Consider the following 11,852-nt stretch of genomic DNA (forward strand, 5'->3'; position numbering starts at 1 on the left):
AGCGATCTTCTTTTCAGGCCGGCAGCTGTTACAGGCTCAGCCGGCCTTTATTTTTTTACCTGTTTTTTTGACCGATGCAGCCATTGGCTGGTGACCGGCTGTCCGGTCGTGAATGACCCGTGCCAGATCTCCCAGTCGGATACGTAGGGATTCAGGTTCGAGGATGTCCACTTTGTCTGCCAGCATAATGATCCAGCGAATGAAGTATTCCGGGTCCTGACCATACTGAAAATTCATTTCAATATGAGATCCTTTGTCCACTTCATCTACAAAACCATAGAACTTCCGCTGAAAGGTCAAATAGCGACATACCTGTGGTTCAACCCTGAGCCGGATCGGTAGGGTCTTGGCGGGTTCCCTGGGGGTGAGATAAAAAGATAGGGGCTGATGCTGCAATGCAAAGCCGGTGTCCAGGGCATCGATCTTATAGATTCGGTCCGCCCGGAATTTCCGGTGGTCTTTGCGCAGGTGGCAATAGGCCATCAGGTACCAGTATTCGTGTTCATGATACAAGCCAATGGGTTCGATGATACGTTCCGTATGCGCATCTGCTTCAAAAGCCTTATACTTAATCCGAACCTGCTTTTTATGAACGATACCCTGCATCAGTACTTCCAGGGCATTGGGAACATCTTTATTAAACAGAGGTCCTCTGGCCTGTACGAGCACTTTCTCGTCCAGGTCATCAATCAGGTCCTTTTCTGACCAGCGCAATACGGATTTTACTTTATACATGGCCGATTGAAAGCTGGATCCCAGTGATTTGTCACTGAATTGTTTCATGAGTTTTTCTGCTGTAAGAAAGCTGATGGCTTCCTCCCGGCTAAACATGACAGGCGGCAGTTTATAACCTTCTACGATGGAATAACCCACACCGGCTTCAGAAGCGATCGGTACACCGGAAGCTTCCAGTGTCCGGATATCCCGGTAAATGGTACGCAGGCTGACACCAAACCTGTCGGCCAGATCCTGTGCCCGAACGATGCGTTTGGACTGCAGCTGGATCAGAATGGCAACCACACGATCAAATTTTTTAGGACTTTCATCGAAGTCAGGATGGAAAGACATAGCTGCAATTTAGATAGCCCCGGCCAACCGGACAAATATATCATTACAGGGGAGAAGTTACAGCAGGGGAAGAACAGGTAGTTTCGATAGAAGCCGACATCTTATCGATGAATATTAAGGGAGCACGGGAAAGAGATATTATAAGGCGGGTCGCAAAAAAATCTTTACATTGCCAAAGATGCAAACCACTTTTCCTTTTACATTCCACTCACTGCTGGATAATGATTTCTACAAGTTTACCATGCAGTGTGCCGTGGTGAAATTGTTTCCTGAAATCCGGGCAAACTACCGGTTTATCAACCGGGGAAATCATTTTTTTCCCGAAGGTTTTGATCGGGAGTTGCGCCGGCAGGTGGACGAGATGGCCACCCTGCAGCTCACCGGAGCCGAACGTCAGTTTCTCAACAAGCGCTGTCCTTACCTGAATCCGGCCTATCTGGATTTTTTACAGGGTTATCGATATGATCCTGGCGAAGTTACCATTCGACAGCATAGTGGCCGGTTGGAAGTTACGGTCCATGGATACTGGCACCGCACTATTTTATGGGAAGTGCCGTTACTTGCGCTGATCAGCGAACTGTTTTATAAAACGAAGGGTATGGTCCGCGCTGACAATCAGCAGATAATGAGACGTACCCAAAGTAAAATGGAACTTTTCGAGGCGCTTCATGTCACGGTGGCTGAGTTTGGTACCCGCCGCCGGCATTCCTATGAAGTACAAAGATTGGTTTTGGATGCCATGATGGCGTACCGTGACAAGGCATTTGTGGGCACGAGCAATGTACACCTGGCTATGTTAAACGATGTAAAAATTATCGGCACCCATGCCCATGAGTGGTTTATGTTCCATGGTGCACGCTATGGATTTAAAATAGCCAATGCCGAAGCATTGAATAGCTGGGTAGATGTTTTTCGCGGAGACCTGGGTATCGCCCTAACCGATACCTATACGACGAAAGTATTTTTTGATCAGTTCAATACTTATTTTGCCAAACTGTTTGACGGATTGCGGCATGACAGCGGTGACCCGGTGGCCTTTGCGGACCAGGCCATTGCGCATTATGAGAAGTTGGGGATTGATCCCCGGCATAAACAGATTATATTTTCAGACGGTCTGAATATGGAGAAGGTCGCTGCCATCACGAAAGCCTGCAAAGATCGGATTGGCATTTCATTCGGTATGGGTACGAATCTTACCAATGATGTGGATCTGGAACCCATGAATATCGTTATGAAACTGGTGGAAGTAGCGGCTTCTGATATGGCACCAACCGCCACTGTCAAGCTTTCTGATGAGCCGGGTAAACACACTGGAGATCCGGCCATGATCCGTCTGGCGCAGGATATGCTCCAGATTGCTGAAGTCGAGCGTCAGGTGCTCAAAAGGGACTGAGTCGTAACTTTGCACCTTAAATATTGTTAATGGAATTCATCTGATTTGCAGAAGATAAGTGCAACAACAACAAAAAAAATACTACCCGGCATCCTGGCGACAGCCATTTTTATGCAGATGCTGGATTCTACGATTCTGAATACCTCGCTGCCTTCCATTGCCCAGGAACTCGGCGAGTCGCCCCTGAATATGCAGAACGCCATCATTGCCTATGTACTGACACTGGCGCTTTTTATGCCGGTTAGCGGTTTTCTTGCCGATAAGTTCGGGACACGGAAGGTATTTATATTCGCTCTGGGCATGTTTGTGCTGGGATCTGTTTTCTGTTCCCTTTCGCTTAGTCTTACCCATTTGGTGATTGCCCGGGTGGTTCAGGGAATCGGCGGTAGTCTGATGACGCCGGTGGGCAAATTGGCGCTGCTGAAGACATTTCCGAAGAATGAATTATTGCGGGCTATGAACTATGCTGTTATTCCGGCATTGATTGGTCCGGTACTAGGCCCCCTGGTCGGCGGTTATATTGTGGATTACCTGTCCTGGCACTGGATCTTTTTGATTAATATCCCTATTGGACTTACGGGTATAGTATTAGGAATCAGATACATGCCGGATTACCGTTCCCGGATTATTGATTTTGACTTAAAGGGTTTTCTGATTTTTGTGGCGGCTTCCCTGCTGCTGTCCATATCATTGGAACTTCTGGGCAATACCGTACGTATCACGCCGGTACTCATTATTGCAGCGCTCGGATTTTTGATGGTCTTTTTTTATTACCGGCACGCCAAAAGGGACGAGAATCCGATCTTTCCGCTGAACCTGTTTCAGGTGCGCACCTTTCGGGTTGGGATCGTCGGAAATCTGGCGACGCGGTTGGGCGTCAGTGCCATACCGCTACTGTTGCCTATGCTGATACAGGTTGCTTACGGCGCCTCTGCAGTGACATCTGGCTGGATTGTGGCCCCCATGGCCATTACGGCCATGTTCGGTAAATCTGCCGTCATTCGGATCCTCAACCGTCTCGGATACCGGACTACCCTGATGACCAATACTTTTATTATTGGACTGCTAATTTGCTGCCTGGCCATCCCCGGGGTGCATACCTCGATTTACTGGTATATCCCGATTATCACAGTGCTGGGATTCTTTAATTCGGTACAGTTTACTTCCATGAATACTATTTCCATTGCCGACCTGAGAAATTACCATACCAGTAGCGGAAATTCACTGGTGTCGGTCAATCAGCAGCTTGCCATCGGGTTCGGTATTGCTTTCGGCCTGATTATTTTAAAAATATTTCAGGCAGATACCATGCTGATTAAAAACGATGTTCACAACGCATTTCGGTATACCTTTCTTGTTGTCGGATGTCTAACCATCCTTTCTGGCCTGATCTTCCGCCGGTTGCATCCTAAAGACGGGTTGAACATGCGTACGGCTGGTTGACGGCATGTCGGAGGTATGAAAGCGGTACCATATTAGCCAAAAAAAGCAGAGATTTGCTTTATGACTGTAGAAGAACGCATTCGCCTGTCGGAAACCCGGGTATTCAAAACGGTGTTTCCTGATATTCTCAACCATCATCATACAATGTTTGGCGGCCAGGTCTTGTTGATGATGACCGAAACGGCGTTTATGACGGCGACCCGTTTTGCCCGTAAAAGTTTTGTAATTGCAAAGGCGGACAATATTCAGTTTAAAAAGCCCATACCAGCTGCTTCGCTGGTAGAGTTAATCGGTAGCGTCCAGTCTACCGGCAATACCAGTTTGCAGGTGGAAGTCAGGGTCTTTGTAGAAAGCATGTCCGAAGACGGCCGTCAGCAGGCAGTAGGCGGATTATTTACCCTGGTTGCCATTGGTAAAGACCACCGGCCTGTGTCCTTAGGTATTAATTAAGTCGGCAGCCATGGCCGGATCACTGATGCTGTGCCGGCCGGTTTCCAGTCGGCCTGCCATCCGGTATTGATAGCCTGATGCCGAGACTACACTGAAATCATACCAGTAGCCACTGGGTTTTAATTGCCAGTTCAATTTTCTGGTTTTGCCTGCCCGGATCCTGAAACCTGTTTTTGTTCCGTATTGATAGGCATTATCTGAAATATTCAACTCGAGGATATTATTTCCCGTATTTTTTATTTCCAGTTCGATCCGTCCCGTTTTTCTATCCAGTATCGGCATCAGTCGGATATTATCCTTCGCCGCCTGTCCGCGGAACTTTCTAAAGAAACCATTGGGCCCATAGATTTCAAGATCATAATCACCCGATTGTGGTAAATTCCAGTCGTCTTCCAGACTTTTTCCCGTTTCGACGGTATATCTCCTGGGGATGGCATCCAGATCCAGCAGATTATAGACATGAAAAACAACCCCCGCCGAACCACTATTGATAAAATGGAGGCTGACCTGGTTGGCATCGTGGGCAACCGTACAGTGCGTTTCCAGCTGGTAGGGTAGTGCCCGGGACCGTCGGCTTCCCTTTTCCTGAAACAGATCAGCAGGCTCCTGGGGCGCTACCGCTTTGGGAAGTTGTTTGGACCGGGCATCCCTGGTGGCAAAATCGGCGGTATCCGGCATTGGTGGCAATTGCACATTCGGTGTTTCGAAATCGAATGCGGAACTGAGATCGCTACTTACCGCCCTGTGCCAGGGTGTGATAGACGGCACTTCGATGCCAAAGCGTTTTTCTATAAACTGGGCGACTGATGTATGATCAGCTACTTCGGAATTGACCCAGCCGCCCTTACTCCAGGGAGAAATGATATACATAGGTACCCTCGGCCCCATGCCCCAGGGGCGCAGCTGGCCGGAAATCGTATCCCGCGGATCGATATAATTTTTCTGACTGCCACTATTATTGAAATACATGCCTTTGATGTCTACAGTGGATTTACCCGCCAGACTGCCGTCCAGGTTATAGGAGGGTACTGCAGGTGCCGGTAGATGATCGAAGAAGCCATCATTTTCATCGAACGTAACGAAGAAAACGGTTTTACTCCAGACTTCCGGATTGGCGGTGATGGCTTCCAGTATGCGGTGGGTAAAATCTGCCGCCCGATAGGGACTGGAGGGCGCGCCCGGATGCTCCGAATCTTTCTGGGATGGCAATACCCAGCTGACCTCCGGTAGCTTACCCTTTAGTACATCGTTTTTCAGGTCTTCCAGCGACCAGTGGCGCATACCGTTTTCATATATAGCCGATCCTGGTTTGGCTTTGCGGAAACTGTCAAAAGCCAGGCAGCCATGCATGGCCCCCGTCCAGTTATCATTCGGATCCTGATAAATCCGCCAACCCAAGCCCGCACGCTCCAGCAGGTCCGGCAGGGTCGCCCAGCGAAAGGCATCGCCCTGGTATTGGTAGCCGGGCTCGGGTAAACCGCCTTTAATCCAGCAACGCAGGTTGACGGGTTCCGAGTCCCGGTCGGTACAATTGATGCCAGCCGCTCTTTTATCAGGATCAAAATTGGCACCTGAAAAAAACACGATCCGGTTGGGATCCGTACCGGTTGCCACAGAGCAGAAATGAGCATCACAAATCGTAAAGGATTCCGCCATGGCATATTGAAAGGGGATCTCTTCGCGGGTATAATAGGCCATCGAATAAGGCGTCTTGTAAAGTGGCCAAAAGCCGTATTTTCCCTGGTTCCATGCGGCCTGCATATCGGAAAAATTATGTGGCGTGCCTTGTACCAGGGCCGCATTTGAGGTTTTGCCGTTGGCCCGATAAGGAGGCACGATCTTTTTCCCATCAGACTGATGAAAGGCCCGCTGCCCGCTTTTCAGTGGGATAGGGAACCGGTCTCCAAATCCCCGAACGCCCCTCATGGCACCGAAATAATGATCAAAAGAGCGGTTCTCCTGCATCAATATCACAATATGCTGCACATCATTTATAGTCCTGCTGCGATTATAAGCAGGCACTGCCAGCGCCTTTTGCAATAAGGGTTCCCATAGTGCAACCCCCACGCCGGCTTTGGCGGTCATACCAATAAATTTTCGTCGGTTTAGTTCCTTCATATCTTCGTTTTTTGAAGTCGATAAAAAAGATAAGGACGGCACTTACTCTATTATAGCGTCCCAGATCCGGTAATTAAGTGATTAGTCTGAATGTTAAGTTAAGCAACTATTTGTATTCCGGAAAGTTTACGCTGCTTTTGATAGCTACAGGAAGTCCAAGGGGCTTGGAGTCGATTTTTTGTCGACATCGGTAATGTGGGTATAGATCATCGTCGTTCTGATATCATTATGACCCAATAATTCTTGTACCATTCGGATATCGACGCCACTTTTAATAAGATGTGTGGCATAAGAATGTCGAAGAGTGTGTACGCTTCCTTTTGAGGTGACGCCCGCTTTTTTCATAGCTGCTTTCAAAATTAATTGTACGCTTCTTTCACTGTACTGTCTGCTTTTAGCCCCTTCAAATAAAAAGTCTGAGGGTTTGAAGGCGATATAATATTCTCGTAACAATACCAGAAGTTTATCCGGCAAATTCACCAGGCGGTCTTTATTCTCTTTGCTTTGCCTGATTAATAGCAAATCGCTGTCTGATTAGATATCTGTTAATTTAAGATGAATGTGTTCGCTCAAGCGCAGCCCACAACTGTAAATAGTGGCAGAATGGCCTTATGTTTTAAATTCTCAGTTACATTGAGTATTTTTCTGACTTCATCCTGAGAAAAAAAGTCGGGCAGTTTATTTATTTTCCGATTCGGGTAGAGGTAGTTTAATTCTATCTTTTGATTTGCGGTTCGCTCGTATATTTTTTTTATGGTTGCCGACTAAGGATCGTTGATAGGAGGCGCTTATCTTATCCTCAATTACTGTGGCATTAATGAAGGCTTCTATTTCTGAGATGGGAATTTCGTTGAGCTGATTATATTTTTTCATGTGCTCCAAAAATATCTAGGCATAAGCACGGTAAGATTTAATGGTGCTATTCGCATAGCGTTGTATAGCCAGCCTTTTGGATAAGGTTTCTATTATAATTTCGCTATCAATGCCCCCGTATAAATATTATAAACAAAAAAACTTCGCTATCCAGGACTATTCCATCGGCAAGCTACTAATTTACAGTTAAATAGTTATATTAGCAATAAATTTTTCGCAATACGGGTATGGATGTTATTTCACGAAGTTATTATGGCTCTTGTTTCGTAAAAAAACATTGTTAGCACTCGTTTTAGGACGACATGCAGAAAGAATTACTTAAGTGGTTAAAAGACGTTGGAGAACATGATTCTGCTCGACTTATTTCTGAGTGCAGTGTTGACTTATTATATGTTGACACTCTTTTCGAAATGAGTAGCGACAGGATGACTGACTTAATGGATGCCCAAATCGGGGTTCCGGGAAAATATTATTTGAAACTCCAGCCCGATTTTCAAAAGGAAATTAAAACAATAGAAACACAACTAATGGAAGTTTCTACTGCTTTGGGTATGCATATCCGAAGTATTTCGTGGAATCCCAAAATTAACACTGACAACGAAGTCCAAATGAAAATATCAATAATTGTCCGTCAAGCAATCTTTGACGAAATTACATTAAATAAAATTTCATGGTCTGGCAGACTTGAAGAACCTGATTTTTTAAATAGAATTTTTGATTTGTCCAAAATGCCGTCATTCGATTCAAGATTTGACAATGCATATGATGATATTCATAAGCACCGAATTATGAATTATGATTGGGAAGATGATTGGGTTTTCACAGACAGACGATTTAATTTACTTCATTGTGAGGAAGAGATATTTTTAGAATTTCTATCCCTGACAATTAATCCAGTGTCAAGAACTGACGAAGAAGGAGTAGGTCAATTAATCGAAATATATAATCAAAACCTTTCCGAAAGCGGAATTGAGTTTTATGAAAAATCTAAGATCGCGGGAAAACCAATATATGGTTATCGAGAAATTGCAGCGGGACACGTATCTGCTTCAAGTGCTGACGCAAAACAAAGAAAAATTGCATTAGTTGTTGGATGTAGTCAATATGAGTTCGCTGGTCTTTTAGAAAACCCTTTGAACGATGCAGTAGCTATAAAGCAAAATTTGGAATCACTAGGTTTTGACGTGATGTATGCAGAAAATCCAAACCTGAAAGATTTAAAAATCAAAATAGATGATTTCGGGACTGAACTAGAAAAATATGATATAGGACTATTTTATTTTGCAGGTCATGGCGTTCAAGTAAAAGGATTAAACTATCTGATACCCGTTGATGCGAATTTAAAAAGTGAAAGAACGGTTGAATATGACTGTGTTCAAGTAGACCGAATATTGAGCCATATGGAAAACGCCAAAACATCTGTGAACTTAATTATTCTTGATGCTTGCCGTAACAATCCATTTGAACGTAGTTGGGGTAGAGATTTGTCGCAGAGAGGTTTTGCGGTTATGGACGCTCCAAAGGGTTCATTAATTGCCTACTCTACATCACCAGGTAAGACAGCTTCAGACGGTGAAGAAAAAAACGGGTTATATACTGGTGAACTAATTGCAGAAATAAAATCAGTCAACTTGACAATTACTCAGTTGTTTCAGAAGGTGCGAAAAGCGGTAATGGAAAAGTCAAAAGACTCGCAAGTACCATGGGAATCGACTTCATTGACAGCGGACTTCTATTTTAATCGAAAATAAAAACGAGTACTAACACGGGTTTTGCGGTAGTGGGCGGACAATGCTAATATGAACATTTGAGCAATAAATAAACCATGGTGCTGGCAGACAGTTTTCGGTTTCAAAAGCCCACCAACGCAAAGCCCGAAAACGTTATAGGCAAGCAAAATGAGACACCTCGTACTACTATTAGCATTTATTCTGACGCTCATTGTTTCTTGTATAGACAATCAATACTTCGACAAACAGGTAGAGCAAAATGCTGATAGAATTATCAAACTGCTTGACAAATCTAACATTGACACATTCAAGCATTGGGGTTATGGAACAAGGGGTGGAGCTGAAATTTGGTCAAAACTTGACACGCCAACATATGGCTGTTTCTATTTCAATAAGGATACTTTAAAACTGTCGGTTGGACTTATCGAAAATTTTAAAAGAGATTTTCCATTTTCCTTAAACATTGGCACAGGAAGGGTTCATCAAATTAGTTTCAAAAAAATAACCGACGAAGACATTAATGTATCTGCATGGACAAATTTCGGTGATGACACAATAATCGTTGATAAAATCGAATTAAAAGACTTGTTTAAAGAGAAAGACCCTTTTCAAACTTTCGCAAAACTGTCCAAATTCAAAGACAGCTTGCAATTAGTTGGAACATTCTACAGACCAGACATAGGAAATTTTATTCAGTTCTATTTGACAAACCAGCACGTATTGACATATTTACCAGACACTTTGGAAATTAACCCGAAATTCAAAGAAATATGGATGGGCTATTTTTCAACGGGGAAAACCATCAATAGAAATTGGAATTTAAGGAAACTTGAACGACCATTAGACAGTGGATAACTTGCCTGCATATAATAAACGGTTTTGCAATAGTGCGTTTTGAAGTTAAATGCTCAACTTTAGGATTTCTCATTAACTTTAGTGCAAAAGTCAACTGACGGTTCGCTATTGCCGCACCATCGCAAAGCCGCCGGACGTTATGCGTAATATTTGACCAATGCTTCGAACAATATTTACAATTTCAATTTTCATTTTTTCGACAGTCTTGCATGGACAAGCCTTAAGTAGCTTATCAGGCAAGACATTTATTGACAAGCGACTTAAGTATTTAAAATTTTTAAATGACACCACACTTTATTCTTCAATCAACTCTTACAATGACACAGCTAGATTTTATATGCAAAAAGATACCTTATTCATTAAACAGCGATACTTGCAGACTGACCAAACAGGGACAAAATGGATTGATAGAATATATGATTACAAAATAATTCAGTTGACTGTTGACACAATAAGACTAAAGAACAATTATAACTACTCCAACCCAAGTGACACATTTTTCTTCGTAAATATTGGCATTCTAAAAGAAGCTACTTGTGATTTTAAGTTTCTTCGACTTCAATATTCAAGTCCATGGCGTGGAACAAAACAAATCACAATTGACAGTTTAGGTAAAGTGTTCTTTGCTTACAATCCGCTATTGTATTCTGTTAACAACCCCGGTGCCGACAAAAATGCTAATCCCAAAAATATTTCAGGGCAATTAACACAAAAAGAATTTGAAAACTTTAAAAGCTTACTTTCAAATTCGTTACCTTTAAGATTGCCATTGAAACGAGCCTGCCCTATCGACGGGGCGATTTCAAATTTTGAAATAGTTATCGGGACAAAGAAGATTAAAAGCACAGGTTGCAATCTTAGTTGGACACATGCGTTCTTGCTAAATTACTTGTATGACATAGACCAAAATAAAGGGTTTGTAAAATCAAAGAGATAGATAATACTACACACAACATTGGGTTTGCTGCTATGCAGGCTGGTTAATAAATCCTCATCTTTTTGTTCGCTGTGAGCAGCTGTTCGGACTGACGTAATTTTATTCAGCTTTATTTTCTTAAATTCAACATCAGTAATTCTATTGGGCTGCAGTTGCGACTAGACTTTATAAAATATCAGCACAGCAGCAAGCCCTGCACGTTAGCGGCAAGCACTGAGCGACTCTTCAACAGTGAGAAATCTGTATGTAACATACCGTTTTCACAATCAATTTTTTACCTTTGACGAAATGGATATTGAGCAATCAAAATATACAGACTTAATCAACCAAATTGGCGGACTTCTTCAAAATGGAAGAGAGCAAGTTGCTAAGTCGGTATACACAATTTTAGTTCAGACTTATTGGTTAATCGGCAGACACATCGTTGAATTTGAACAAGGTGGTAAAGAAAAAGCAGAGTATGGAACTTTTCTATTTGAACAACTTTCCAAAGACTTGACACGACTTTACGGAAAACGATTTAGCTGAGCTAACTTATTGTATATGAGACAGCTGTATTTAAACTTCCCAAAAGTGAGACACTGTCTAACGTATTGAGTTGGAGCCATTATTTTGAAATTTTACGTTCCGACAAAGAACTTGAAATCAGCTTCTATTGACATCAGGACAAAATTTCAACGTTCAAGCTTATGTTTAGGTTCAGTTTCGTGGGACAGTAATTCAGTACCTCATAGCTTGGTGTACGACAGGATGACAATTCGCAGAATTACCGTATCCAGTTGGCCAAGGGCATATAGGAATTTAGGATACAGGGTTTGACTTTTGCCCGATGAAAAGTAAAAACAACCTCAAAGCAGCGTATGCTGTCGACGAACCCCTACAATGTTATTTGACGGGATTCTCGTAGTTCTGCGGTAACAGCTTATGCAGTTCGGTCATTTTGGTTTGATTGATATTCTCAAATAAATGAGTGAGCCATTTTTCC

General features: G+C 43.3%; 10 protein-coding genes. 7 read left to right on the forward strand and 3 right to left on the reverse strand.

Features of this window, described 5'->3' with window-relative positions; genetic code table 11:
* Positions 1-36: 36 nt before the first annotated feature.
* Positions 37-1,068 carry a helix-turn-helix transcriptional regulator gene (locus tag ACYVI9_RS12525; RefSeq protein WP_460764911.1) on the reverse strand — a complete coding sequence of 344 codons (1,032 nt, stop codon included), beginning with the start codon at positions 1,066-1,068 and terminating at the stop codon, positions 37-39.
* Between the two features lie 178 nt (positions 1,069-1,246).
* Between ACYVI9_RS12525 and pncB the strand changes: the two genes are divergently transcribed.
* From pncB to ACYVI9_RS12540, 3 genes are read left to right on the forward strand one after another with little or no spacing between them, the layout of a single operon-like run.
* Positions 1,247-2,461 carry a nicotinate phosphoribosyltransferase gene (pncB, locus tag ACYVI9_RS12530; protein ID WP_460764931.1) on the forward strand — a complete coding sequence of 405 codons (1,215 nt, stop codon included), beginning with the start codon at positions 1,247-1,249 and terminating at the stop codon, positions 2,459-2,461.
* A gap of 45 nt (positions 2,462-2,506) precedes the next feature.
* The gene (locus ACYVI9_RS12535) at positions 2,507-3,904 is read left to right on the forward strand and encodes an MFS transporter (protein ID WP_460764912.1); all 1,398 of its coding nucleotides are present in this window, start codon (positions 2,507-2,509) and stop codon (positions 3,902-3,904) included.
* A gap of 60 nt (positions 3,905-3,964) precedes the next feature.
* Positions 3,965-4,354 (forward strand): acyl-CoA thioesterase, encoded by a 390-nt coding sequence (locus tag ACYVI9_RS12540; protein ID WP_460764913.1) that lies wholly within the window; start codon positions 3,965-3,967, stop codon positions 4,352-4,354.
* On the opposite strand, the gene ACYVI9_RS12545 is transcribed toward ACYVI9_RS12540, so the two are convergent.
* Positions 4,340-6,472 carry a phosphocholine-specific phospholipase C gene (locus tag ACYVI9_RS12545; protein WP_460764914.1) on the reverse strand — a complete coding sequence of 711 codons (2,133 nt, stop codon included), beginning with the start codon at positions 6,470-6,472 and terminating at the stop codon, positions 4,340-4,342. The two genes, ACYVI9_RS12540 and ACYVI9_RS12545, sit on opposite strands and share 15 nt — an antisense overlap.
* 144 nt (positions 6,473-6,616) lie before the next feature.
* A complete protein-coding gene (locus tag ACYVI9_RS12550; RefSeq protein WP_460764915.1) occupies positions 6,617-6,994 on the reverse strand; it encodes a tyrosine-type recombinase/integrase in 378 nt (125 codons plus the stop codon).
* A gap of 653 nt (positions 6,995-7,647) precedes the next feature.
* Between ACYVI9_RS12550 and ACYVI9_RS12555 the strand changes: the two genes are divergently transcribed.
* From ACYVI9_RS12555 to ACYVI9_RS12570, 4 genes are all read left to right on the forward strand, one after another.
* Positions 7,648-9,096, forward strand: coding sequence for an AbiJ-related protein (locus ACYVI9_RS12555; protein WP_460764916.1), 1,449 nt, complete (start codon positions 7,648-7,650; stop codon positions 9,094-9,096).
* Between the two features lie 147 nt (positions 9,097-9,243).
* Positions 9,244-9,930, forward strand: a complete 687-nt coding sequence (locus ACYVI9_RS12560) for a hypothetical protein (RefSeq protein WP_460764917.1) — start codon at positions 9,244-9,246, stop codon at positions 9,928-9,930.
* A gap of 157 nt (positions 9,931-10,087) precedes the next feature.
* Positions 10,088-10,867, forward strand: coding sequence for a hypothetical protein (locus tag ACYVI9_RS12565; RefSeq protein ID WP_460764918.1), 780 nt, complete (start codon positions 10,088-10,090; stop codon positions 10,865-10,867).
* Between the two features lie 288 nt (positions 10,868-11,155).
* Positions 11,156-11,395 (forward strand): DUF1016 N-terminal domain-containing protein, encoded by a 240-nt coding sequence (locus tag ACYVI9_RS12570; RefSeq protein ID WP_460764919.1) that lies wholly within the window; start codon positions 11,156-11,158, stop codon positions 11,393-11,395.
* Positions 11,396-11,852 lie beyond the last annotated feature (457 nt).

The sequence above is a fragment of the Niabella terrae genome (genome assembly GCF_054783135.1).